The following is a 25,826-nucleotide window of genomic DNA, read 5'->3' as shown; positions in this document are numbered from 1 at the left end:
AATGGCAAAAGGTAAATTCGAGCGCACTAAGCCTCATGTGAACATCGGCACGATTGGTCACGTCGATCACGGCAAGACGTCGCTGACGGCTGCGATCACCAAGTATTTTGGCGAATACAAGCGCTATGACCAGATCGACGCGGCGCCGGAAGAGAAGGCGCGCGGCATCACGATCTCGACGGCTCACGTCGAATACGAGACCGAGAACCGCCACTACGCGCATGTCGACTGCCCCGGCCACGCCGATTATGTGAAGAACATGATCACCGGCGCCGCGCAGATGGACGGCGCGATCCTGGTCGTGTCGGCCGCCGACGGCCCGATGCCGCAGACCCGCGAGCACATCCTGCTTGCCCGTCAGGTCGGCGTGCCGTCGATCGTGGTATTCCTGAACAAGGTCGACCAGGTCGACGACGCCGAGCTGCTCGAACTGGTCGAGCTCGAGGTTCGCGAGTTGCTGTCGAAGAACGAATTCCCCGGCGACGACATTCCGATCGTCAAGGGTTCGGCGCTTGCCGCACTCGAAGATTCGAACAAGACGATCGGCGAGGACGCGATCCGCGAGCTGATGGCTCAGGTCGACGCCTACATCCCGACGCCGGTTCGTCCGCTCGACAAGCCGTTCCTGATGCCGATCGAGGACGTGTTCTCGATCTCGGGCCGTGGCACGGTCGTGACCGGCCGCGTCGAGCGCGGCGTGGTCAAGGTCGGCGAGGAACTGGAAATCATCGGCATCCGTCCGACGACCAAGACGACCTGCACGGGCGTGGAAATGTTCCGCAAGCTGCTCGATCAGGGCCAGGCTGGCGACAACATCGGCGCGCTGCTGCGCGGCGTTGATCGTGAAGGTGTCGAGCGCGGCCAGGTTCTGGCCAAGCCGGGCACGGTGAAGCCGCACAAGAAGTTCGTGGCCGAAGCCTACATCCTGACCAAGGACGAAGGTGGCCGTCACACGCCGTTCTTCACCAACTACCGTCCGCAGTTCTACTTCCGCACGACCGACGTGACCGGCATCGTGTCGCTGCCGGAAGGCACCGAGATGGTGATGCCCGGCGACAACATCACGGTCGATGTCGAGCTGATCGTGCCGATCGCCATGGAAGAGAAGCTGCGCTTCGCCATCCGTGAAGGCGGCCGCACCGTCGGTGCCGGCATCGTCGTCACCATCAAGGAATAATCGAGACCGGCTGCTGCCGGTTCGACAAGGAAAGGGCGGCCTCGGGGCCGCCCTTTTTTCGTTTCGTGCGCTTGGCAGCGCAAGTATTGCGACGGCCTCTCAAAGCTGTTGCAAGCGTCATGGCTGCAACTAGTATAGGTTGCACCAAGGGAGCTTTGCCAACAGTGGTCTCAAGGCGCCGTTTCGATGGGAAGGCATGGCGGTTGTGGGCACTGGTTTGCCTCGTCGTCGCCATGGCTCTGCCTGTTGTGACAGCGCAAGCGGAAGATGGGCCTCCCGAAATCCCGCCGATGCGCTTCGTCGTCGTGCGCAGCAACGCTCCGGGATGCGAACCCAACTGTCCTGAATGGATATCGGCGGACGGCACCATCGCGGCGGACACGCCGTCGCTCCTCAAGCGCACGCTCAAGGCGCTCAAGGGAAGGCAATTGCCGGTGGTCGTCAATTCGCCCGGCGGTAATGTCGATGCGGCGCTGGCCCTGGGCCGGATGATCCGCAAGAACAAGCTCGATATCGCCGTCGGCGTGACGGTTTTTTCCGGTTGCCAGCCGGCAATGGGCGACTGCGAGGACAACAAGGGCAAGGGTGCCGACTATTTCGGGGTGGCCTATGACGACGGAGCCATGTGCAATTCGGCCTGTCCATTGATGTTTTCCGGCGGTGTCCGCCGCGTGGTTGGAGATTACGGCTATCTCGGCGTCCACCAGATCACCACCACGTTCCACCGCGAGAGGCTGCTCTACCGGACCACGTACCGGATCGTGAACGGCAAGAAGAAGATCATCAGCACCAAGGTGGTCAGCCGTAAAAACGCAGGCAGCTACAAAACCTACGAGATGAGCGGGACCGTCGAGAAGACGCTTTCGGTGTACCTGAGGGAAATGGGTATAGGCGATGGCGTGCTGGAAATCATGAAGGCCACGCCGGCGAGCGAGATTCGTCAGATTCCGCTCGACGCCATGTTGACGATGAAGCTGGTCACCAGCCGGGACGCGGTAGATTTGTTGACCACGGCAAGCCTGTGCAGGCTGAACCGGCCGGCCACGAACTGCCGGGAGATAGCTGGACCTGCAAACAAGACGACGCCATCGGCCGCGGAAAAATCCATGACTGCCGGACCCGTTCAACCGGACACCGCGAAGGCCGGCGGGGACATGCGCTTCATCGTGGTTCGCGGCAGCAACCCGCTGTGCAATCCCGACTGTCCGGAATGGATATCGGCGGAAGGTGCGATAACGAACCAGACGCCGCGGAAACTGCGGCAGTTGCTGGCCACGCTTGGCCATCGGCGGCTGCCTGTCGTCATCAGTTCACGCGGTGGCGACCTGCCCAGCGCTCTCGCAATGGGACGACTTATCCATGAAAGAAAGCTCGACATCGCCGTTGCCCGGACCGATTTCGTCGACTGCGACCCCGGCGCGTGGAATTGCCTGGCCACGCAGGGAGCCTATGCGGGATTGACCATCGATGCCGGGGTGGAGTGTGATTCTGCCTGTGCGCTCATGGTCGCCGGCGGTGCCAGACGGCTTGTCGGGCCCCGGGCGCGGCTCAGCCTGTATCCGATGGGACAGAAGCTGGTGGTCAAGGCGTATCTCAACGAGATGGCGATCGGTCCCGCTCTGTTCGCGGCGATCGAGCGACGCTCGTCCGAGGGGCAACTTGACCCGGACACGATGCTGAAGGCTGGACTGACAACGGGACCGCAATCGGTCGACGCGCTGACCGGCTCCACGGTTTGCAAGGCCATTGCCAAGCCCGACAATTGCCAAGGCCTGCCAGCCGCCAATGCACAGGCTGATGCGCCTGCCAAGCTGTAGAGCACGGCGACGTTGGCAAACTGCCCATCGAGGCAGGTTGAGCCATGCTCGATTTCCGCTATCGTCGCGGCTGCGGGGCCGGCGAAGGATCGAGAATGAGCCAGGACGTTCCGACACTCTACGAATGGGCCGGCGGCAGCGAGGCGCTGAACCGGCTGACGCAAACCTTCTACGACAAGGTGGCAAAGGATCCGGTCGTTGGCCCGGTGTTCAAACACATGTCGCCGGATCACCCGGCCCATGTCGCCGCCTTCATCGGCGAGGTCTTCGGCGGACCGAAAACCTACAGCGAGGAATTCGGCGGCCACCGCGAAATGGTCATGCATCATCTGGGCAAGCATTTGACCGAGGAGCAGCGCCGCCGCTGGATCAATCTTCTCGCCGACGCGGCGGATCAGGTCGGCCTGCCGGACGATCCAGAATTCCGTTCCGCCTTCATGGGCTACGTCGAATGGGGGTCTCGACTGGCCAAGATGAATTCCAATCTCGGCGAGACCTGCGATCCCGAGGCCGAACCGATGCCCGCCTGGGGCTGGGGAGTGCCTGGCGGGCCGTACCGGGTGCCGGACGCAAAATAGCTTCCGCTTGCCAGGGAGGTCGATGATTGATGCCGCAAGATGCCAAGATCGTGCGCTGGCGCGAGTGGGATGGACCGGGCTTCGAACATCTTGTGCTGGGGGAGCAAGCGGGCCGGTTCCTGGCCGATTCAGTCGTCATCTGCTCGGGCGAGACGCCATTTGCGGTCCGCTACCGCATTACCTGCGATGCCGGCTGGCACGCGAAGAGTGTCACGGTCGATATGATCGGCGATGGCCGGACGCTTGTCCTGGCCTCCGATGGCGATGGTCATTGGACCAGGGACGGCCTGCCGATGCCCGAGCTGGCGGGCGTGCTCGAACCCGACCTCACCGTCACGCCCTTTACCAACACGCTGCCGATCCGCCGCCTGGCGCTTTCGGCCGGGCAGAGTGCCGAGATCGCCACTGCCTTCATCGATTTCCCGGCACTCACTGTCGTGCGCAACCCGCAGCGTTACACGTGCCTCGAAGAGGGCAGGCGCTACCTCTATGAATCGCGCGCGAGCGACTTCAGGCGGGAGCTGGAGATCGATGCCGAGGGGCTGGTCGTCGACTATCCCGATTTCTGGCGCAGGGGTTAAGGCATGTTTGCTTGCAAACCACTCTTTACAGAGCGTGCGGAAGCTTTTAGGAAGCGCCTGCGCCGAGGCGCACGTGTACGGGCATAGCTCAGTTGGTAGAGCGGCGGTCTCCAAAACCGCAGGTCGTAGGTTCGAGCCCTGCTGCCCGTGCCATTTTCTAAGGGAAATCAGGCACTTACAAATCGCCTTGCTGGGCGAGGAAGCCGAAACTAGCCGTACACATCTTGCACAAACTTGGACGCGCGCAGGGAGTGTCTTGCGGGTGGGCGGAAAAACACTCGATTCTGGAAGGCAAAGTTCACGTCTATCGGCGCAACGACAGCCCGATTTGGCACTGCTCGACGTTCACACGGTAGGGTCACAGGTTCGAATCCTGTACCGCCACCAATCTTTTCAGTTGGTTAGAAGCATTCATGTCACTGAGCGAACACGGTCTCCGCCGCGAGATTGTGGGGGCTCACAGCGTCAGCACAATCTTGCCGAAGCCGCCGCCCGCTTCCACCCGGCGGTGGGCGTCTGCGGCTTCGGCGAGCGGGAATACGTGATCAATCAAGGGACGCAGTCTCCCCGCTGCGAATAGCGGCAAGGCGAGCGCCGCGAAGCGTTGGACCATGGCCCGCTTCTCTGCGGCTGTGCGTGACTTCATGACCGTGCCGACGAGACGCAGATGATTGTGCAGAACAAGATTGAGCGGAATGACAGCATCATTCTGGCCGCTCAAGATGCCTACCTGCACCAGTACCCCGCCCGGCCTCAGGCTGCGCAAATTCTTGGCGAGATAGTCGCCGCCAACAAAATCAATCACCGCATCCACTCCTGTGCCGCCTGTGCGCGCGGCAATCTCGGCTTCGAAATCGCCGGTCCGGTAATCGATGACGACATCTGCGCCAATGCTCAGCACATCATCGTGGCGGGACGCGGATGCGGTGGCATACACCACCGCTCCCGAACTATGGGCAACCTGTACAGCAGCCGAGCCGATCCCGCCCGCCGCACTATGGACAAGCACCTTTTGGCCGGTGTTGATTTGAGCCAGATTTGAAACCGCCTCGACGGCGGTAACAAAGGATTCCATCACCGCCGCCGCTTCGTGAAAGGGCATACTCTCTGGAATGGGCGCCGCCATGGCGCGATCGACGCGGGCAATCTCGCCGTAACCGCCGCCGCCGACAATCGCCATCACCCGCGCGCCAATCTCGACGTCTGTTACGGCATCGCCGACTGCAATCACCTCGCCCGCCACTTCCAACCCGAGAAGCGGACTCTCGCCGAAGTGTTGCGCGCCGTAAAAGCCGGTGCGCTGCAGGAGATCGGCGCGATTGACACCCGCCGCAGCAACCTTGACCAAAAGATCGGTGGGACGGATGTGGGGTACAGGAACCTCGGCCACATGCAGAACCTCTGCCGCACCGAACTCTTCATAGACGATAGCGCGCATGGCTCTGAACCTTATTTGCGGTTGGCAAGCGCGCGCCGGGCAATGCTGGCGGCAAACATAGGGGTTTCGCGGCTGTTGTGATCGCCACCCGCGTCTTGGCGTGCCTTGGCGGCATCTTCATAGGAGAGGCCATGTTCAGCGAGGAAAGCCATGAACGCATCGGTGGGATGCGCAGTGACGCGATTGGTGTAGCGGGTGCGCCCGTCGTCCATGGCTTCAGCGATCAATTCCCACACCACATTGACCTGGGTGCGGCCATTGGCGGTGAAGACATCGGAGATCGAATTCATCCGGCAATAGTTCTTCTCGGCAACCTCGGCGATATAATGCTGGACGACCAGGCCCGAGCCGATTTGCTCGACATTGATGGACATGCGGCGACCATCATCCGTCGTGGTAACACCGGCCGCGATATGGTCAGGAACGCAGCAGCGCTGGTATTCGGCTTCCGGCAGGGTGAACAGCCAATCGGCGATGTCGATAGCCTCTAGCGGCACATCGATCTCGGCGCTATAGGCAGACCGCGACAGAATACGGTCTTCGAGAACGGCAACCATGTGTTTTTCCTTCGGTTTTGGGGGCGGAAGCATCCCGCCCGACGCGAGAAAATATGCGCTGCCGGTGCGCCGATGATAATGTCCGCTGTCTTTCAAACCGTTTTGCGCTGGCCGCACAAATGACCGATCCTCGTTTCGCCGAGCAGATGGCCATTTTTGTCGATGTCGTCCGCGGCGGCAGCTTCTCCAGTGCAGCGCGGCGCCGGGCGGTGACCCCATCCGCCATCATGCGTCAGATCGGAGCCATGGAGGAGAGCCTGGGCGTACCGCTCCTCATCCGCTCCACTCGCGCCTTGGCGCTGACCGATGCCGGTCAAAGGCTGTTTGAGCGCGCGCAGCATCTTCTGGATGCGCTGGCCGATACACGGGCGGAAATCGCTGCCTTTGATGGCGCAATAGCAGGGGTGGTGCGGATAGCCTGCTTTCCTACATTCGGGAGGCGCTATGTAATTCCGGCCCTTGGATCGTTGATGGCAGAGCACTCCGCTATCACGGCAGAAATTGATCTCACTGAAAAACTCGCCGATCCTGTTGCGGACCGTTTCGATGCCGTGATCCGCATCGGCGAATTATCCGACAGCAGCTTGATCGCCACCAAACTCGCCGACCAGAAGCGGCTTCTGGTCGCTAGTCCTTCTTATTTGGACAGCAAAGGGACGCCTGCGGACGTGGCCTCGCTCTCAAAACATGCGCTCATCGACAAACTGCATGGCGCTGACCTTCTCGGCTGGAGCGATGTGCTGGGCCGCCCTGCGGGTAGCGATGCGCTGGACAGAGTTGCTTTTCGCTCGGACGATTTCGAGGCCATGCGCTTGGCCACACTCGTAGGCATGGGTATTGGCCTATTGGCGGACTGGGTTGTTGGTCCAGACGTGCGAAGCGGAGCGCTGATCCGCCTTGGCCTTGGCGGCGAGAGTTGGAACAGGCGCCCCACCGGCATTTATCTACTGCGGGCACTCGCCAAGCCATCCGCAAAACTTGGTGCGTTCATGACAGCATTGCGCGAACAGATCGGGACGCCGCCGACTTGGGAGCAGTAACGCGCCTGTAGACGCAACACTCTGATTTCAGAACATAGCTTTCGTTCACGTTCCAATCCCGGCCTATCCGGCCAGCCGTTCATGCGGAATTCGCATCGGCTTACAGGAGGGCTATAGCGTAGACGTAGCTCTCATCATCATCCGGCGCGGTGCGCCAAGTTCTTCAAATAGTTACCGAGGCAACCCTTGTCATTGACCAAACGATCTTCACCACGCTGGATGATGTGGTGAAGGCGCTCACATCGGGCATGCCAACGACATTGCCGGACTTTGAGGGCAAGCTGTCGGGAAAGCTTGCGCCCGCCGTGTCCCTTCTACCTCCCGCCCCACCGATCGTGCCGCCAGGATTTACTGAACGCGCCGCGTAGCAGGCATTTGGATTGACGATTTCTTACACAAATCTTTGCACATCGAATGCCGATATGTCGTAAATTGCTGGTAAAACAATCGGATGAGTGAAGGCTATTCGGTCTCCAAAACCGCAGGTTCGAGCCCTGCTGCCCGTGCCATTTTCCAAGATGGCATCACAACGATTTTTGCGGGCGGCCTTTGAAAATCGGCGACCCGCTTGCCATATTAGCCCGATTGGGGCATAAGGGCGCCATAGCCGGGACGGAACGACTGGATGGTTCCGAGGCGGCGTTTGGTCATAAAGCGGACACTTGCCACTTGCGTGGATCAAGAATCGGTTTTATGTAGATGGAACAGACACGCGACGCGTGAAGCTGGGAAGCCGGCTTTACGCGTCTGATTTGCATGGGCGAAATGATTGCGCTGATTCGGCGCGAGATTGGGCTCAGGCGGCACGTCCCGGTCAGCGGGATCATCCAGGGGGCCCGGCCAACGGGTCTTGAAGACAGGCGGCATATGGCTTCGAAAACCACAAATCCTTTCGTCTTTCTCCAGCAGGTGCGCGCGGAGACAGCCAAGGTGACTTGGCCGTCGCGCCGCGAGACGATGATCTCGACGGTCATGGTCCTGGCTTTTGCTGTGATCGCGATGATCTTCTTCTTCACCGCGGATCAGCTCATGGGCCTCGCGGTCGAGCAGATTCTGGGCATTGGACGCTAAGTCCGGCGATTACGGAGAAGTCGTAAAAATGGCTACGCGCTGGTACATCGTCCACGCCTATTCGAACTTCGAGAAGAAGGTCGCCGAGGACATCGAGAACAAGGCCAAGCAGAAGGGCCTGTCCGCCGATATCGAGCAGATCGTGGTGCCGACCGAGAAGGTCGTCGAGGTTCGTCGCGGCCGCAAGGTCGACGCCGAGCGCAAGTTCTTCCCGGGCTATGTGCTCCTGAAGGCCAACCTGACCGACGCCGTGTTCTCGCTGGTCAAGAACACGCCGAAGGTCACCGGGTTCCTCGGGGACTCCAAGCCGGTGCCGATCACCGAGGCGGAAGCGCAGCGCATCCTGAACCAGGTGCAGGAAGGCGTCGAGCGGCCGAAGCCCTCGGTCACCTTCGAGATCGGCGAGGCGATCCGCGTTTCGGATGGTCCCTTCGCGTCGTTCAACGGTTTCGTCCAGGAAGTGGACGAGGAGCGGGCGCGGCTCAAGGTGGAAGTTTCGATCTTCGGGCGCGCCGTGCCTGTAGATCTGGAATTCGGACAGGTCGAAAAGGGCTGATCCGAAATCCCTGGCGTCGGTTCGGCGGTCAGGGGAGGCGGCGCGGAAGCGCGTGGCCTGAGAACGGTGGGAGGCGAAGGCGGCTTTAGCCGGCCGCAAGAACCGCACCACCAGACTGCAACCGCCGGTGTTTCCCATAGTGGGGCCGGCATAGACAAAGGCAGGAAAAGAGATGGCTAAGAAAATTGCAGGCCAGCTCAAGCTCCAGGTCTCCGCGGGATCGGCTACGCCGTCGCCCCCGATCGGCCCGGCGCTTGGTCAGCGCGGCATCAACATCATGGAGTTCTGCAAGGCGTTCAACGCGCAGACCCAGGAAATGGAAAAGGGATCGCCGGTTCCGGTCGTCATCACCTATTACCAGGACAAGTCGTTCACCTTCGTCATGAAGACGCCGCCGGTGAGCTACTTCCTGAAGAAGGCCGCGAACCTGAAGTCGGGCTCGAAGGAGCCGGGCAAGGTCAAGGCCGGCACCGTTTCGCGCGACAAGGTTCGCGAAATCGCGACTGCCAAGATGAAGGATCTGAACGCGAACGACGTCGAAGCGGCCATGCGTATGGTCGAGGGCTCCGCCCGCTCGATGGGTCTGGAAGTGGTGGGCTGAGATCATGGCAAAGATTGCAAAGCGTGTATCGAAGACCCGTGAAGGCATCGATCCCAACAAGGCTTACGCGCTCGCTGACGCGCTGAAGCTGCTCAAGGATCGCTCCTCGGTGAAGTTCGACGAGACCGTCGAAGTCGCCATGAACCTCGGCGTCGACCCGCGTCATGCCGACCAGATGGTCCGCGGCGTGGTCAATCTGCCGAATGGCACCGGCCGCTCGGTCCGTGTCGCCGTGTTCGCCCGTGGCGACAAGGCTGAAGAGGCCAAGGCCGCCGGCGCCGACATCGTCGGTGCCGAGGATCTGGTCGACATCGTCCAGAAGGGCACGATCGATTTCGATCGCTGCATCGCCACGCCGGACATGATGCCGCTCGTCGGCCGCCTCGGTAAGGTGCTCGGCCCGCGCGGCATGATGCCGAACCCGAAGGTCGGCACCGTCACCACCGATGTCGCCGCGGCCGTCAAGGCCTCCAAGGGTGGCGCGGTCGAGTTCCGCGTCGAGAAGGCCGGCATCGTTCATGCCGGCGTCGGCAAGGTCTCGTTCGACGTCAAGGCGCTGGAAGAGAACATCCGTGCCTTCGCCGATGCGGTGACCAAGGCAAAGCCGGCTGGCGCCAAGGGCAACTACGTCAAGAAGGTGTCTGTCACCTCGACGATGGGCCCGGGCCTCAAGCTCGACGTCTCGACGCTCGCCGCGTCCTGATTAGACCATTTGGATCGGCCTCGCGAAGGCTGATCCGTGACTGAATTCCGGGCCTTGGATTTATCCTGGGCCCGGTACCGGAAGCCGGAAGGCTTCCGGACATCCTGTCCGAGATTGCGGGCGGCCCGAGTCTTGATTCAAGAGGAGGGCCTTAATTCATGTGGGCCTGCATGAGACGGGTGAAAACCGGACAACGGAGCGACAAGCTCCAATGAAAGGTTCGAACCGTGTTTGCCTTTTGTCTGCGCATCGCCGGCTTGACCGTCGATGTGGCGAAAGGGGGCAGGATCCTCGAGCGTCGTTCGGGAGATCCGTTACTGGATGGCCCGGCCGGCAAAAAGGCAACCCGACGCCTGTCCTCGCAAATGGGAATGTTCCCATTGACGGGGCAGGGGTCAACTGGAGATAGGCAGTGGACAGAGCGGAAAAACGCGAACTCGTCACGGGCCTGAATGATGCGTTTTCGGGCGCAGGTTCAGTCGTCGTGGCCCACTATGCCGGTATCACCGTCGCGCAAATGAACGACCTTCGGTCGAAAATGCGCGCCGCCGGTGGCACCGTTAAAGTCGCGAAGAACCGTCTCGCCAAAATCGCTCTTCAGGGCACGGACTCCGCATCGATCATCGACCTGTTCAAGGGGCAGACGCTGATCGCCTATTCGGAGGATCCGATTGCGGCGCCGAAGGTCGCGTCCGATTTCGCCAAGGGGAATGACAAGCTCGTCATTCTCGGCGGCGCAATGGGCACCACCTCGCTCAACGCCGACGGTGTGAAGGCACTCGCCACACTTCCGTCGCTCGATGAGCTGCGCGCCAGGCTGGTTGGCATGATCGCCACGCCGGCAACCCGGATCGCCCAGATCGTCAATGCGCCAGCGGCCTCGGTCGCGCGCGTCATCGGCGCTTACGCCCGGAAGGACGAGGCGGCATGAGGCCGTTCCTCGCTATCAAAAACACACGTTCGAACCTAACGAAGGAATACAACAATGGCTGATCTCGCAAAGATCGTAGACGACCTTTCGAAGCTGACCGTCCTCGAGGCGGCTGAGCTGTCGAAGCTTCTGGAAGAAAAGTGGGGCGTTTCGGCTGCTGCTCCGGTCGCGGTTGCCGCTGCTGGCGGCGCTGCCGCTGCTGCTGCCCCCGTCGAGGAAAAGACGGAATTCGACGTCGTCCTCACCGACGCCGGCGCTCAGAAGATCAACGTCATCAAGGAAGTCCGCGCCATCACCGGTCTTGGCCTCAAGGAAGCCAAGGACCTGGTCGAAGCGGCTCCGAAGCCGGTCAAGGAAGGCGTTTCCAAGGCCGACGCCGACAAGTTCAAGGCCCAGCTGGAAGCAGCCGGCGCCAAGGTCGACCTGAAGTAAGCGTAAAAGCGGCGGGCGGCCTCGCGCCGTCCGCCACTCCCTTGGGTGACCAGGGGAGGCTGCGTGACGCGAGATGTACGAAAACCTCTTTCCTGAGGGCCGTAAACCGGCCTTCAGGAAACGGGTTTTCTCCCGTTTTAGCCGGTAGCCGCCAAGTAATTGGAAAAGGCGGCCGGAGAACAGACAGAGAGCCGCCGGCCAGGTGGCTCAGTATGCAAGACGAACCGCGGCGAGGTTCGTCCCGAGTTTAGAGCTAAGGAGCGACGATGGCCCAGACCCAGACTTTCAATGGCCGCAGACGCGTACGCAAGTTTTTCGGAAAGATCCCGGAAGTTGCGGAGATGCCGAACCTCATCGAGGTTCAGAAGGCATCCTATGACCAGTTCCTGATGGTGGACGAGCCCAAGGGCGGACGTCCGGACGAAGGGCTGCAGGCTGTTTTCAAGTCGGTCTTCCCGATCTCCGATTTTTCCGGCTCCTCCATGCTGGAGTTCGTGAAGTACGAGTTCGAAGGACCGAAATTCGACGTTGACGAATGCCGTCAGCGCGACCTGACCTATGCCGCGCCGCTGAAGGTGACGCTGCGCCTCATCGTGTTCGATATCGACGAGGATACCGGTGCCAAGTCGATCAAGGACATCAAGGAGCAGGACGTCTACATGGGCGACATGCCGCTCATGACCTTGAACGGCACCTTCATCGTCAATGGCACCGAGCGCGTCATCGTCTCGCAGATGCATCGCTCGCCGGGCGTCTTCTTCGATCACGACAAGGGCAAGTCGCACTCGTCGGGCAAGCTTCTGTTTGCCGCCCGTGTCATCCCCTATCGTGGCTCGTGGCTTGACATCGAGTTCGATTCCAAGGACGTCGTCCACGCCCGCATCGACCGCCGCCGCAAGATCCCCGTGACGTCGCTGCTGATGGCGCTCGGCATGGACGGCGAGGAGATACTGTCGACCTTCTACAACAAGATCACCTACAAGCGCGCCGGCGACCATTGGCGCATTCCGTTCAACGTCGAGCGTTTCCGCGGCCTCAAGGCCGTCGGCGACCTGGTCGATGCCGACACCGGCGAGATCGTCGTCGAGGCGGGCAAGAAGATCACCGCCCGCCAGGCGCGTCAGCTCGGCGAGAAGGGCCTCAAGGCGATCAAGGCGACCGACGAGGATCTGCTCGGCAACTACCTGGCCGAGGACATCGTCAATTATGCCACCGGTGAGATTTTCCTCGAGGCCGGCGACGAGATCGACGACAAGACGCTCAAGGTGCTGCTCGGCACCGGCGAGCAGGAGATCCAGGTCCTCGACATCGACCATGTCAATGTCGGCGCCTATATCCGCAATACGCTCGCCGTCGACAAGAACGAGAGCCGCCAGGACGCGCTGTTCGACATCTACCGTGTCATGCGCCCGGGCGAGCCGCCGACGCTTGAGACCGCCGAAGCCATGTTCAACTCGCTGTTCTTCGACAGCGAGCGCTACGACCTGTCCGCCGTTGGCCGCGTCAAGATGAACATGCGCCTGGAGCTCAAGGCCGAGGACACCGTGCGCGTGCTGCGCAAGGACGACATCCTGGCCGTGGTCAGGACGCTGGTCGAACTGCGTGACGGCAAGGGCGAGATCGACGACATCGACAATCTCGGCAACCGCCGCGTGCGTTCGGTCGGCGAGCTGATGGAAAACCAGTACCGCGTCGGCCTGCTTCGCATGGAGCGCGCGATCAAGGAACGCATGTCCTCGATCGAGATCGACACCGTCATGCCGCAGGACCTGATCAACGCCAAGCCGGCGGCCGCCGCCGTGCGCGAGTTCTTCGGTTCCTCGCAGCTGTCGCAGTTCATGGACCAGACCAATCCGCTGTCGGAGATCACCCACAAGCGTCGTCTCTCGGCGCTTGGACCGGGCGGTCTGACCCGCGAGCGTGCCGGCTTCGAAGTGCGCGACGTGCACCCGACGCATTACGGCCGCATCTGCCCGATCGAGACGCCGGAAGGCCCGAATATCGGTCTGATCAACTCGCTGGCGACTTTCGCGCGCGTCAACAAGTACGGCTTCATCGAAAGCCCCTACCGCAAGATCGTCGACGGCAAGCTGACCAATGAGGTCGTCTATCTCTCGGCGATGGAAGAGGCCAAGCACCATGTCGCGCAGGCCAATGCCGAGCTCGACAAGAACGGCGGCTTCGTCGACGAGTTCGTCATTTGCCGCAGCGCCGGCGAAGTGATGATGGCGCCGCGCGAAAACGTCGACCTGATGGACGTGTCGCCCAAGCAGATGGTGTCTGTTGCCGCGGCGCTCATCCCGTTCCTCGAGAACGACGACGCCAACCGCGCTCTGATGGGCTCGAACATGCAGCGTCAGGCCGTGCCGCTGGTGCGCGCCGAAGCGCCGTTCGTCGGCACCGGCATGGAGCCGATCGTCGCCCGTGACTCGGGCGCCGCCATCGGCGCCCGCCGCGGCGGCATCGTCGACCAGGTGGACGCGACGCGTATCGTTATCCGCGCCACCGAGGATCTCGACCCGGGCAAGTCCGGCGTCGACATCTACCGGCTGATGAAGTTCCAGCGTTCGAACCAGAACACCTGCATCAATCAGCGTCCGCTGGTGCGCATGGGTGATCGGGTCAACAAGGGCGACATCATCGCCGACGGTCCGTCGACCGAACTCGGTGATCTGGCGCTCGGCCGCAACGTGCTGGTCGCGTTCATGCCTTGGAACGGCTACAACTACGAGGACTCCATCCTCTTGTCCGAGCGCATCGTCGCCGACGACGTCTTCACCTCGATCCACATCGAGGAGTTCGAGGTCATGGCGCGCGATACCAAGCTCGGTCCCGAGGAAATCACGCGCGACATTCCCAACGTCTCGGAAGAAGCGCTGAAGAACCTCGACGAAGCCGGCATCGTCTATATCGGCGCCGAAGTTCAGCCGGGCGACATCCTGGTCGGCAAGATCACGCCGAAGGGTGAAAGCCCGATGACGCCGGAAGAGAAGCTTCTGCGCGCCATCTTCGGCGAAAAGGCTTCCGACGTGCGCGACACTTCCATGCGCATGCCTCCGGGCACCTTCGGCACCGTCGTCGAGGTGCGCGTGTTCAATCGCCACGGTGTGGAGAAGGACGAGCGCGCCATGGCGATCGAGCGCGAGGAGATCGAACGCCTCGCCAAGGACCGTGACGACGAACAGGCGATCCTGGACCGCAACGTCTACGCGCGTCTTTCCGACGTTCTCGTCGGCAAGGAAGCGATTGCTGGACCGAAAGGCTTCAAGAAGGGCTCGACGCTGTCCAAGGACACGCTCGACGAGTACCCGCGTTCGCAGTGGTGGCAGTTTGCGGTGGAGAACGAAAAGCTCCAGAGCGAACTGGAAGCCCTGCGTGGCCAGTACGACGATTCCAAGAAGGCGCTCGAACAGCGTTTCATGGACAAGGTCGAGAAGGTGCAGCGCGGCGACGAAATGCCTCCGGGCGTCATGAAGATGGTCAAGGTCTTCGTGGCGGTGAAGCGCAAGATGCAGCCCGGCGACAAGATGGCCGGCCGTCACGGCAACAAGGGTGTCGTGTCGCGCATCGTTCCGGTCGAGGACATGCCTTTCCTCGAGGACGGCACGCATGCCGATATCGTGCTCAACCCGTTGGGTGTGCCGAGCCGCATGAATGTCGGCCAGATCCTGGAAACGCATCTGGGCTGGGCTTGTGCCGGCATGGGCAGGAAGATCGGCGAGCTGATCGACACGTATAAGGCTGCCGGCGACATCAAGCCGCTGCGCAAGACGTTGGAAAGCTTCATGCCCGCCAACGACCGCAACGAACCGGTCCGCGAGTATGACGACGAGAGCATCGTTCGCCTCAGCGAGCAGATGCGCCGCGGCGTCTCCATCGCGACCCCGGTGTTCGACGGCGCGCATGAGGCTGACATCAACATCATGCTGGAGCAGGCGGGCCTGCACACCAGCGGTCAGTCGCAGCTCTATGACGGCCGCACCGGCGAGCCGTTCGATCGCAAGGTGACGATGGGCTATATCTACATGCTCAAGCTTCACCACCTGGTGGACGACAAGATCCACGCGCGTTCGATCGGTCCGTACTCGCTCGTCACCCAGCAGCCGCTGGGCGGCAAGGCGCAGTTCGGCGGCCAGCGCTTCGGCGAGATGGAGGTCTGGGCGCTGGAAGCCTACGGCGCCGCCTACACGCTGCAGGAAATGCTGACGGTGAAGTCGGACGACGTCGCCGGCCGCACCAAGGTCTACGAGGCGATCGTGCGTGGCGACGACACGTTCGAGGCAGGCATTCCCGAGAGCTTCAACGTGCTCGTCAAGGAAATGCGGTCTCTCGGCCTCAATGTCGAATTGGAGAACACCAAGCTCGACGACAACCCTGTCCGGCTGCCCGACGCGGCCGAGTAAACAAGACATCCGGTCGCGAGAGAGGCTCCCGCGACCGGATGCTTCGATTTCTTCGGCCGGTGGGCCGACCACTCAGCGGGCGTTTGGCCCGCGTTAGATGCAAGGGGTTTTCGAGGACCCCGAAAAGGAGAACGGCATGAACCAAGAGGTCATGAATCTCTTCAATCCGCAGGCGCCGGCGCAGGTGTTCGATTCCATCCGGATATCGCTCGCCAGCCCTGAGAAGATTCTGTCCTGGTCGTTCGGCGAGATCAAGAAGCCGGAGACCATCAACTACCGCACCTTCAAGCCGGAGCGTGACGGTCTGTTCTGCGCGCGCATTTTTGGCCCGATCAAGGACTATGAGTGCCTGTGCGGCAAGTACAAGCGCATGAAGTACAAGGGCGTCATCTGCGAGAAGTGCGGCGTCGAAGTCACGCTGTCGCGCGTCCGCCGCGAGCGCATGGGCCATATCGAGCTGGCGGCACCGGTCGCCCATATCTGGTTCCTGAAGTCGCTGCCCTCGCGCATCGGCACGCTGCTCGACATGACCCTTAAGGACATCGAGCGCGTCCTCTACTTCGAGAACTACATCGTCACCGAACCTGGCCTCACCGCGCTGAAGGAGCACCAGCTGCTCAGCGAGGAAGAGTACATGATCGCCGTCGACGAATATGGCGAGGATTCCTTCACCGCCATGATCGGCGCCGAGGCCATTCATGACCTTCTGGCCGGCATGGATCTGGAGAAGATCGCAGGCGACCTGCGTTCGGAACTGGCTTCGACCACGTCCGAGCTGAAGCAGAAGAAGTATCTGAAGCGTCTCAAGGTCGTCGAGAACTTCATGGAGTCCGGCAATCGTCCGGAATGGATGATCATGAAGGTCGTTCCGGTGATCCCGCCGGACCTGCGCCCGCTGGTTCCCCTGGACGGCGGCCGCTTCGCCACGTCCGACCTGAACGATCTCTATCGCCGCGTGATCAACCGCAACAACCGCCTGAAGCGGCTGATCGAACTGCGCGCCCCCGGCATCATCGTGCGCAATGAAAAGCGCATGCTGCAGGAAGCCGTCGATGCGCTGTTCGACAACGGCCGTCGAGGCCGCGTCATCACCGGTGCCAACAAGCGTCCGCTGAAGTCGCTGTCCGACATGCTCAAGGGCAAGCAGGGCCGGTTCCGTCAGAACCTGCTCGGCAAGCGCGTCGACTATTCCGGCCGTTCGGTCATCGTCACCGGTCCGGAGCTCAAGCTGCATCAGTGCGGCCTGCCGAAGAAGATGGCGCTCGAACTGTTCAAGCCCTTCATCTATGCCCGCCTCGACGCCAAGGGTTACTCCTCGACCGTCAAGCAGGCGAAGAAGCTTGTCGAGAAGGAGCGTCCGGAAGTCTGGGATATCCTCGACGAGGTCATCCGCGAGCATCCGGTCCTGTTGAACCGCGCGCCGACGCTGCACCGCCTCGGCATCCAGGCGTTCGAGCCGATCCTGATCGAAGGCAAGGCGATCCAGCTTCACCCGCTGGTCTGCACGGCCTTCAACGCCGACTTCGACGGCGACCAGATGGCCGTTCACGTGCCGCTGTCGCTGGAAGCGCAGTTGGAAGCCCGCGTGCTGATGATGTCGACCAACAACATCCTGCACCCGGCCTCCGGCGCGCCGATCATCGTGCCGTCCCAGGACATGGTCCTGGGTCTCTACTACCTCTCGATCGTCAACCAGAACGAGCCGGGCGAGGGCATGGTGTTTGCCGATATGGGCGAGCTCCAGCACGCGCTCGAGACCAAGGCCGTGACCTTGCACGCCAAGATCAAGGGTCGCTTCCGCACGGTCGACGCCGAAGGCAAGGTCGTGTCGAAGATCCATGACACCACGCCTGGCCGCATGATCATCGGCGAACTTCTGCCGAAGAACGTCAACGTGCCCTACGAGACCGCCAACCAGGAGATGACCAAGAAGAACATCTCCAAGATGATCGACACCGTCTACCGCCATTGCGGTCAGAAGGAGACGGTCATTTTCTGCGATCGCATCATGGCGCTCGGCTTTGCTCATGCGTGCCGTGCCGGCATCTCGTTCGGCAAGGACGACATGCTGATCCCGGACACCAAGATCAAGCTGGTGTCGGACACCGAGGCTTTGGCCAAGGAGTACGAGCAGCAATACAATGACGGTCTGATCACGCAGGGCGAGAAGTACAACAAGGTCGTCGACGCCTGGGCCAAGTGCTCGGAAAAGGTCGCCGACGAAATGATGGCCCGCATCAAGGCGGTCGAGTTCGAGGACAATGGCCGTCAGAAGCCCATGAACTCGATCTACATGATGTCGCACTCCGGTGCGCGCGGCTCGCCCACCCAGATGCGCCAGCTTGCCGGCATGCGCGGCCTGATGGCCAAGCCCTCGGGTGAAATCATCGAGACGCCGATCATCTCGAACTTCAAGGAAGGCCTGACCGTGCTCGAGTACTTCAACTCGACCCACGGTGCCCGCAAGGGTCTGGCCGACACCGCCTTGAAGACGGCGAACTCGGGTTACCTCACCCGTCGTCTGGTCGACGTGGCGCAGGACTGCATCGTCAACTCCGTGGATTGCGGCACCGACAAGGGCCTCACCATGCAGCCGATCGTCGATGCCGGTCAGGTCGTCGCTTCGGTTGGCCAGCGCGTGCTGGGCCGTACATCGCTCGACGACATCACCCATCCGGTGTCGGGCGAAGTCCTGGTCAAGGCCGGAACGCTGATGGACGAGCGGGACGTGGAACAGATCGAAAAGGCCGGCGTGCAGTCGGTCCGCATCCGCTCGGCCCTGACCTGCGAAGTCAGGATCGGCGTCTGCGCGGTCTGCTACGGACGCGATCTGGCCCGTGGCACCCCGGTCAACCAGGGCGAAGCCGTCGGCGTCATCGCGGCGCAGTCGATCGGCGAGCCGGGTACGCAGCTCACCATGCGTACCTTCCACATGGGCGGTACCGCGCAGGTGGTGGACTCTTCGTTCCTTGAAGCCTCGTATGAGGGCAAGGTCGAGATCCGCAACCGCAACGTGGTGCGCAACTCGGACGGCCAGCAGATGGTCATGGGCCGCAACATGGCGGTGCTGATCCTCGACGAGGCCGGCAAGGAGCGTGCAACGCACCGTGTCACCTATGGTTCGCGCATCTTCGTGGACGATGGCGACAAGGTGAAGCGTGGCCAGCGTATCGCCGAGTGGGATCCCTATACCCGTCCTGTCCTCACTGAAATCGAGGGCAAGGTGTCGTATGAGGATCTGGTCGACGGTATTTCCGTCCAGGAAACGGCCGACGAGTCGACCGGCATCACCAAGCGTGAGGTCATCGACTGGCGATCGACGCCGCGCGGCAACGACCTCAAGCCTGCGATTGCCATCCTGGACACCAAGGGCAAGGTCGGCAAGCTATCGAAGGGCGGCGATGCCCGCTTCCTGCTCTCGGTCGAGGCCATTCTCTCGGTCGAGCCGGGTGCCCAGGTTCGCCCCGGCGACGTGCTGGCGCGTATCCCGATGGAAAGCGCCAAGACCAAGGACATCACCGGCGGTCTGCCGCGTGTTGCCGAACTGTTCGAGGCACGTCGTCCGAAGGATCACGCCATCATCGCCGAGATCGACGGCACGATCCGCTTCGGCCGCGACTACAAGAACAAGCGTCGCATCATTATCGAGCCGCATGACTCGACGCTCGAGCCGGTCGAATACCTGATCCCGAAGGGCAAGCCGTTCCATCTCCAGGACGGCGACGTCATCGAGAAGGGCGACTACATCCTCGACGGCAATCCGGCGCCGCACGACATCCTGGCGATCAAGGGCGTGGAGGCGCTTGCGTCCTACCTCGTCAACGAGATCCAGGAAGTCTACCGTCTGCAGGGCGTGTCGATCAACGACAAGCACATCGAGGTGATCGTTCGCCAGATGCTGCAGAAGGTCGAGATCACCACGCAGGGCGACTCGACCTACATCCCGGGCGACCACGTCGACGTGATCGAACTGGAAGAGGTCAACGAGCGCCTGGTCGAGGACGGCAAGAAGCCGGCTGAAGGCCAGCCGGTGCTCTTGGGCATAACCAAGGCTTCGCTGCAGACGCCGTCCTTCATCTCGGCCGCCTCCTTCCAGGAGACGACCAGGGTGCTGACGGAGGCCGCGGTTGCCGGCAAGACCGACATGCTGCAGGGCTTGAAGGAAAACGTCATCGTCGGCCGGTTGATCCCGGCCGGTACCGGCGGCACGATGAGCCAGATCCGGCGCATTGCCACCTCGCGCGACGAACTCATCATCGACGAGCGCCGCAAGGCCTCCGGTGTTGAAGTGGCCGAGCCGATGCTCGCCGACATGACAACCGCCGCGCAGTAAGCGCGACGGCAAGAAATCTCAGGCAACAGAAGCCGTCGGGGCAACCCGGCGGCTTTTTCGTTTCAACGATCGGAGGAAAGCAGATGAGCACGAAGACCTGGACGGCTGTCGACGACTACATCGTCTCCTCGCTCTTCGAGGCGGATCCCGTTCTCGACGCGGTTCTGGCGGCCAACCGCGACAATGGCCTGCCGGCGATCGATGTCTCGGCGGCGCAAGGAAAACTGCTCTCGCTGCTGGCGCGCATCGGCGGCGCGAAAAAGGCGCTCGAGATCGGCACGCTGGGCGGCTATTCGACCATCTGGATGGCGCGGGGACTGCCCGCCGACGGCAAAGTCGTGACGCTCGAACTCGATCCGCATCATGCCAAGGTCGCACGCTCGAATTTCGAGCGGGCAGGGGTATCGGACCGGGTGGAACTGCGCGTCGGTCCGGCGCTCCAGTCACTTGCCGCACTCGGCAATGAGAATGCCGGCCCGTTCGATCTGATCTTCATTGATGCCGACAAGCCGAACAACCCGAACTATCTGTCCTGGGCCTTGCGGCTGTCACGCTCCGGGACGGTCATCGTCTGCGACAACGTCATCCGTGACGGCGCCGTGCTGGATGAGGATCGCCGCGATGCCAATGTCGAAGGCGCCCGCGCGGCGTTTTCCTTCATCGGCGGCGAAAAACGGCTGGACGGCACAGCCATCCAGACCGGGGGCGCCAAGGGCTATGACGGCTTTGCCATCGCGATTGTCGACTGACGTCAGGGCGCACCTGGCGATCTTCAGTCGAAAAACGCCTCGACCACATTGCGCTTGCCGAGCATGAAGGCGTCGGCGACGTGCTGCAGCGGTGCAAGGTCCACATCGGATACGCCGGCATGCACAATCTCGGCAAATCGCCGGTAGAGCATCGGATATTCCGCTTCCGGTTCCTCATGGACGACACGGCCGTCGACGGCGAGCTTCGAGCCGCCACCCGAGAGCACCATCTGCCCGGCATCCGTGTCGGCCAAAATGTCCCAGCTCTGCGGTCCGGTCTGCAACCAGTCGAGATCCATGGTCACATCGGATCCGTTCGCCGCGTGGAACGCGACCTGGGCCGCGATCGGTGCGTCGCGATTCTCCGGAAAATCGAGTACGGCCGAAGTGATGTACATGGCCGGCAGGATATAGGTTGCAATCGACAGCGCGTTGATGCCGGGATCGAAGACGCCGAAGCCGCCAGGCTGCCAGATCCAGTCCTGGTTCGGATGCCAGCGGCGCACATCTTCCTTCCAGACGATCGCCGCCGATTTGATTTTGGTCGAAGCCAGGAATGTCCGTGCCGCTTCGACAGCCGGCGCGTAGCGCGAGTGCCAGCTTGCGAACAAGGAGACGCCTTGTTTCGCCGCGAACGCCTTCAGGTCCTCGACTTCGCTGACCGTGGCACCCGGCGGTTTTTCCAGGAAGACGTGCTTCCCGGCCTCGAGCGCCTTGCGCGCGGCGTCATAGCGGAACTGCGGCGGCATGCACAGCGACACCGCGTCGAGTTCGGCAACCGCGCCAAGCATCGTCTCTATATCGGGGAAATTCGCGATGCCGTCGACCTTGCCGTGCCGGCTGGCCGCTGCGATCAGCTGGTAGTCTCGATCCTTGGCCAGTGCCGGAAGGTGCTGGTCGCGGACGATCTTGCCGACACCGACAATGCCGATTCTTATGGGCGAGATGGATGAGGACATGAGGCTCCGCCGGGTTGGGACGTCTGCGCGTCTCTTAGCAGATCGGCCATGACGGGCAAGCGTCGGCCATGCCAGCTATTCGAACGAATCGGCATCATGACGCTGGGCAGGCGAGGGGCGCCACGCTGCGATCAGATCGGCACGTCGAAGGTCACGATCGACACTTCGCCTTCAAGCGCGCCCTGGAAGGCCGAAAGATGCGGCTCATCGTCGGGCTCGCCCTCCATGTCGCCGATCTGGTCGAGTTCGGCCTCGGCGTAGCCTTCGGCAGCCAGCGATTCGAGCGCACGGCGCACCGCCGAATCGTCATCGGGCGCCACCAGCATGACATGCACGCCTTCCGGCTTGCCGCCTTTCTTCTTCCACACCCGGCCGGTGATGATGGTGACCGGGCGTTCTTCATTGTCGTTCACGGGCCGATTCCTTCGCGGCGAGGGATTGTCAGTGTTCATGCGGCCTTTTCGCATGAAGCAAGGCCCCGCAACAGCCAAAACTCGGTCACTTTCTTCCTCGCCCTTGCCAAACGGCGAAAGAAAATTACATGCGGTTTTCGCATGGCTGCCAAGCCCCGGCTTCAATGCAATATTTGCCGCTGCGGGGTTGACGGTTCGCGGGCTTACGAGTAGAAGCCGCCCAGTCAGAACCGATGTGAGGCTCTCCCTTCCGAAGCGACACGCTTTGGAGTTTGCCTCAAACAGGGTTCGTTTTACGAGCGAAAAGACATTTCCGGCGTGCACGAAGCGGCTTCCGCTTCCTCTGCGATTTGTTCGGGCAAGACCGCGAGGCGCGGTTTGTGGCCCGAATTTGCGTATGGAAATGACGCTTTGAGCGAGCCTTGACCGGCACGAGACACGGAATTGAGAGACAAGAGGGTTTAATGCCTACCGTCAACCAGCTGATCCGCAAGCCGCGCATTGCGCCGGTGAAGCGCAACAAGGTCCCGGCCATGCAGCAGAACCCGCAGAAGCGGGGCGTCTGCACGCGCGTCTATACGACGACGCCGAAGAAGCCGAACTCGGCGCTGCGCAAGGTGGCCAAGATCCGCCTGACCAATGGTTTTGAAGTGATCGGTTACATTCCCGGCGAAGGTCACAACCTTCAGGAACACTCCGTGGTCATGATCCGCGGCGGCCGCGTCAAGGATCTTCCGGGCGTGCGCTACCACATCATCCGCGGCGTGCTCGACACGCAGGGCGTGAAGAACCGCAAGCAGCGCCGTTCGAAGTACGGCGCCAAGCGTCCGAAGTAAGATTTTCCGGCCTTGGCGCTGCTTGAACGCGCCGGGCTACGAGATTGAGAGACAAAAGCCATGTCGCGTCGTCACAGTGCAGAAAAGCGTGAGATCAACCCGGATCCCAAGTTCGGCGATCTGATCGTCACCAAGTTCATGAACGCCGTCATGTATGACGGCAAGAAGTCGGTTGCCGAGACCATCGTCTACGGCGCGCTGGACCAGGTCCAGTCGAAGACCAAGCAGGAGCCGGTCACCGTCTTCCACCAGGCGCTCGACAATGTCGCGCCGCATGTGGAAGTGCGTTCGCGCCGCGTCGGCGGCGCCACCTACCAGGTTCCGGTCGACGTTCGTCCCGAGCGTCGCCAGGCATTGGCGATCCGCTGGCTGATCGCCGCGGCCCGCAACCGCAACGAGACCACCATGGTCGACCGCCTCTCCGGCGAGCTGATGGACGCGGCCAACAACCGCGGCACCGCCGTGAAGAAGCGGGAAGACACCCACAAGATGGCTGAAGCCAACCGCGCTTTCGCGCACTATCGCTGGTAAAGCGCGAACAGGACTGAGAGGCAGCTACGATGGCCCGCGAATACAAAATCGAAGACTACCGCAATTTCGGTATCATGGCGCATATCGACGCCGGCAAGACGACGACCACCGAGCGCGTCCTCTATTACACGGGCAAGTCGCACAAGATCGGCGAAGTGCACGACGGCGCTGCCACCATGGACTGGATGGAGCAGGAGCAGGAACGCGGCATCACCATCACGTCCGCCGCGACCACGACCTTCTGGAAGGGCCGTGACGGCAAGATGCACCGCTTCAACATCATCGACACCCCCGGACACGTCGACTTCACCATCGAGGTCGAGCGTTCGCTGCGCGTGCTCGACGGCGCCATCGCGCTGCTCGATGCCAATGCCGGTGTCGAGCCGCAGACGGAAACCGTCTGGCGCCAGGCCGACAAGTATCGCGTGCCGCGCATGATCTTCTGCAACAAGATGGACAAGATCGGCGCCGACTTCTACCGCTCGGTCGAGATGATCGGCTCGCGCCTCGGTGCGCAGGCTGTCGTCATGCAGCTGCCGATCGGCGCCGAGACCGAATTCAAGGGTGTCGTCGACCTCGTCGAGATGAATGCGCTGGTCTGGCGCGACGAGACGCTGGGCGCTGCCTGGGACGTCGTCGAGATCCCGGCCGACCTCAAGGCGCGTGCCGAGGAATACCGCGAGAAGATGATCGAAGCCGCCGTCGAAATGGACGAGACGGCGCTGGAAAACTACCTCGAAGGCAAGATGCCGTCGAATGACGAGATCCGTTCGTTGATCCGCAAGGGTACGATCGCGGTCAAGTTCTACCCGATGTTCTGCGGCTCGGCCTTCAAGAACAAGGGCGTGCAGCCGTTGCTCGACGCCGTTGTCGAATACCTGCCGTCGCCGGCCGATGTTCCGGCCATCAAGGGTGTCGATGCCAAGACCGACGCCGAGATCGAGCGTCATGCGGACGACAACGAGCCGCTGTCGATGCTCGCCTTCAAGATCATGAACGACCCGTTCGTCGGTTCGCTGACCTTTGCCCGCATCTATTCGGGCAAGCTCACCAAGGGCGTCTCTGTCGACAACACCGTGAAGGGCAAGAAGGAGCGCATCGGCCGCATGCTGCAGATGCATGCGAATTCGCGCGCCGACGTCGAAGAAGCTTTTGCGGGCGACATTGTCGCCTTGGCCGGCCTCAAGGACACCACCACCGGCGACACGCTGTGCGATCCGCTGCACCCGGTCATCCTCGAGCGCATGGAATTCCCCGATCCGGTCATCCAGATCGCCATCGAGCCGAAGACCAAGAACGACCAGGAAAAGATGGGCCTCGCGCTTCACCGCCTGGCTGCCGAGGATCCGTCCTTCCGCGTCAAGACCGACGAGGAAAGCGGCCAGACCATCATCTCCGGCATGGGCGAACTGCACCTCGACATCATCGTCGACCGCATGCGTCGCGAGTTCAAGGTCGAAGCCAATGTCGGCGCGCCGCAGGTGGCTTATCGCGAGACGATCACCCGCAAGCACGAGCAGGACTACACGCACAAGAAGCAGACCGGCGGTACCGGCCAGTTCGCGCGCGTCAAGGTTGTGTTCGAGCCGAATTCCGAGAGCGAGGACTTCGTGTTCGAGTCCAAGATCGTCGGCGGCGCGGTGCCGAAGGAATACATTCCGGGCGTCGAAAAGGGCATCCAGAGCGTCATGGGCGCTGGTCCGTTCGCCGGCTTCCCGATGATCGGCGTCAGGGCGACGCTCATCGACGGTGCCTACCATGATGTCGACTCCTCGGTCCTGGCCTTCGAAATCGCGTCCCGTGCGTGCTTCCGTGAAGCTGCTCCCAAGCTTGGCGTGCAGTTGCTCGAGCCGATCATGAAGGTCGAGGTGGTGACGCCGGAAGACTACGTCGGCAGCGTCATCGGTGACCTGAACGGCCGTCGCGGCCAGATCCAGGGCCAGGAAGCGCGCGGCGTGGCCGTCGTCATCAACGCGATGGTGCCGCTCGCCAACATGTTCAAGTACGTCGACAACCTGCGCTCGATGAGCCAGGGCCGCGCGGCTTACACGATGCAGTTCGATCACTATGAGCCGGTCCCGACCGCGGTCGCTCAGGAAGTCCAGAAGAAATACGCGTAA

At 61.9% G+C, this 25,826-nt stretch carries 21 protein-coding genes and 1 tRNA gene; 18 read left to right on the top strand and 4 right to left on the bottom strand.

Annotation, left to right across the window (positions count from 1 at the left end; all coding sequences use genetic code 11):
• Position 1 precedes the first annotated feature (1 nt).
• The 5 genes from tuf to EN824_RS08210 all read left to right on the top strand — a co-directional run bounded on the left by tuf (position 2) and on the right by EN824_RS08210 (position 4,306).
• Entirely contained in the window at positions 2-1,177 is a 1,176-nt protein-coding gene (gene tuf / locus EN824_RS08230; protein ID WP_127869375.1) for an elongation factor Tu, read from the top strand.
• A gap of 164 nt (positions 1,178-1,341) precedes the next feature.
• The gene (locus tag EN824_RS08225) at positions 1,342-2,994 is read left to right on the top strand and encodes a hypothetical protein (RefSeq protein ID WP_135932091.1); all 1,653 of its coding nucleotides are present in this window, start codon (positions 1,342-1,344) and stop codon (positions 2,992-2,994) included.
• 95 nt (positions 2,995-3,089) lie between these two features.
• Positions 3,090-3,572 (top strand): group II truncated hemoglobin, encoded by a 483-nt coding sequence (locus tag EN824_RS08220; protein ID WP_127280487.1) that lies wholly within the window; start codon positions 3,090-3,092, stop codon positions 3,570-3,572.
• A gap of 29 nt (positions 3,573-3,601) precedes the next feature.
• Complete coding sequence (locus tag EN824_RS08215; protein ID WP_135915619.1) at positions 3,602-4,153, top strand: putative glycolipid-binding domain-containing protein; 552 nt, start codon at positions 3,602-3,604, stop codon at positions 4,151-4,153.
• A 77-nt stretch (positions 4,154-4,230) separates the two neighbouring features.
• Positions 4,231-4,306 (top strand) — tRNA-Trp (locus tag EN824_RS08210).
• A 304-nt stretch (positions 4,307-4,610) separates the two neighbouring features.
• Here EN824_RS08210 and EN824_RS08205 read toward each other — a convergent pair.
• Entirely contained in the window at positions 4,611-5,591 is a 981-nt protein-coding gene (locus tag EN824_RS08205; protein WP_135915578.1) for an NAD(P)H-quinone oxidoreductase, read from the bottom strand.
• An 11-nt stretch (positions 5,592-5,602) separates the two neighbouring features.
• Positions 5,603-6,148, bottom strand: coding sequence for a hypothetical protein (locus EN824_RS08200; protein ID WP_135915624.1), 546 nt, complete (start codon positions 6,146-6,148; stop codon positions 5,603-5,605).
• A 119-nt stretch (positions 6,149-6,267) separates the two neighbouring features.
• On the opposite strand from EN824_RS08200, the gene EN824_RS08195 reads away from it, so the two are divergent.
• From EN824_RS08195 to EN824_RS08150, 10 genes are all read left to right on the top strand, one after another.
• Positions 6,268-7,188, top strand: coding sequence for a LysR family transcriptional regulator (locus tag EN824_RS08195; protein WP_127279518.1), 921 nt, complete (start codon positions 6,268-6,270; stop codon positions 7,186-7,188).
• Positions 7,189-8,055: 867 nt separating this feature from the next.
• On the top strand, positions 8,056-8,259 hold the full coding sequence (secE, locus tag EN824_RS08190; RefSeq protein WP_013531408.1) for a preprotein translocase subunit SecE: 204 nt from the start codon (positions 8,056-8,058) through the stop codon (positions 8,257-8,259).
• A gap of 28 nt (positions 8,260-8,287) precedes the next feature.
• Positions 8,288-8,815 carry a transcription termination/antitermination protein NusG gene (nusG, locus tag EN824_RS08185; protein WP_015317996.1) on the top strand — a complete coding sequence of 176 codons (528 nt, stop codon included), beginning with the start codon at positions 8,288-8,290 and terminating at the stop codon, positions 8,813-8,815.
• 172 nt (positions 8,816-8,987) lie between these two features.
• Positions 8,988-9,416 (top strand): 50S ribosomal protein L11, encoded by a 429-nt coding sequence (gene rplK, locus EN824_RS08180; RefSeq protein ID WP_010909262.1) that lies wholly within the window; start codon positions 8,988-8,990, stop codon positions 9,414-9,416.
• Between the two features lie 4 nt (positions 9,417-9,420).
• The gene (rplA, locus tag EN824_RS08175) at positions 9,421-10,119 is read left to right on the top strand and encodes a 50S ribosomal protein L1 (protein ID WP_127279517.1); all 699 of its coding nucleotides are present in this window, start codon (positions 9,421-9,423) and stop codon (positions 10,117-10,119) included.
• Between the two features lie 412 nt (positions 10,120-10,531).
• Positions 10,532-11,050, top strand: coding sequence for a 50S ribosomal protein L10 (gene rplJ / locus EN824_RS08170; protein WP_027146631.1), 519 nt, complete (start codon positions 10,532-10,534; stop codon positions 11,048-11,050).
• Positions 11,051-11,104: 54 nt separating this feature from the next.
• Positions 11,105-11,482, top strand: coding sequence for a 50S ribosomal protein L7/L12 (gene rplL / locus EN824_RS08165; protein ID WP_006202136.1), 378 nt, complete (start codon positions 11,105-11,107; stop codon positions 11,480-11,482).
• A 266-nt stretch (positions 11,483-11,748) separates the two neighbouring features.
• A complete protein-coding gene (gene rpoB / locus EN824_RS08160) occupies positions 11,749-15,885 on the top strand; it encodes a DNA-directed RNA polymerase subunit beta (RefSeq protein ID WP_135867795.1) in 4,137 nt (1,378 codons plus the stop codon).
• 136 nt (positions 15,886-16,021) lie between these two features.
• The gene (gene rpoC / locus EN824_RS08155; protein ID WP_127277965.1) at positions 16,022-20,218 is read left to right on the top strand and encodes a DNA-directed RNA polymerase subunit beta'; all 4,197 of its coding nucleotides are present in this window, start codon (positions 16,022-16,024) and stop codon (positions 20,216-20,218) included.
• Between the two features lie 83 nt (positions 20,219-20,301).
• Positions 20,302-20,967 carry an O-methyltransferase gene (locus tag EN824_RS08150; protein WP_135932090.1) on the top strand — a complete coding sequence of 222 codons (666 nt, stop codon included), beginning with the start codon at positions 20,302-20,304 and terminating at the stop codon, positions 20,965-20,967.
• A 23-nt stretch (positions 20,968-20,990) separates the two neighbouring features.
• Here EN824_RS08150 and EN824_RS08145 read toward each other — a convergent pair whose 3' ends face one another.
• Positions 20,991-21,914: a Gfo/Idh/MocA family oxidoreductase gene (locus EN824_RS08145; RefSeq protein WP_189343650.1), complete on the bottom strand. Its 924-nt coding sequence runs from the start codon at positions 21,912-21,914 to the stop codon at positions 20,991-20,993.
• Positions 21,915-22,057: 143 nt separating this feature from the next.
• Positions 22,058-22,339 carry a transcriptional regulator gene (locus EN824_RS08140; protein ID WP_127277968.1) on the bottom strand — a complete coding sequence of 94 codons (282 nt, stop codon included), beginning with the start codon at positions 22,337-22,339 and terminating at the stop codon, positions 22,058-22,060.
• A 464-nt stretch (positions 22,340-22,803) separates the two neighbouring features.
• Here EN824_RS08140 and rpsL point away from each other — a divergent pair, with 464 nt between their 5' ends.
• From rpsL to fusA, 3 genes are read left to right on the top strand one after another with little or no spacing between them, the layout of a single operon-like run.
• The gene (gene rpsL / locus EN824_RS08135) at positions 22,804-23,175 is read left to right on the top strand and encodes a 30S ribosomal protein S12 (RefSeq protein ID WP_006333356.1); all 372 of its coding nucleotides are present in this window, start codon (positions 22,804-22,806) and stop codon (positions 23,173-23,175) included.
• Positions 23,176-23,235: 60 nt separating this feature from the next.
• Complete coding sequence (gene rpsG / locus EN824_RS08130; protein WP_008875664.1) at positions 23,236-23,706, top strand: 30S ribosomal protein S7; 471 nt, start codon at positions 23,236-23,238, stop codon at positions 23,704-23,706.
• A 29-nt stretch (positions 23,707-23,735) separates the two neighbouring features.
• Positions 23,736-25,826: an elongation factor G gene (gene fusA / locus EN824_RS08125; protein ID WP_127869367.1), complete on the top strand. Its 2,091-nt coding sequence runs from the start codon at positions 23,736-23,738 to the stop codon at positions 25,824-25,826.

It is taken from the genome of Mesorhizobium sp. M8A.F.Ca.ET.181.01.1.1 (assembly GCF_004792025.1).
Taxonomy (GTDB): domain Bacteria; phylum Pseudomonadota; class Alphaproteobacteria; order Rhizobiales; family Rhizobiaceae; genus Mesorhizobium.
Note: the sequence above shows the minus strand (reverse complement) of the source record. Positions and strands in the feature narration are given on the sequence as shown.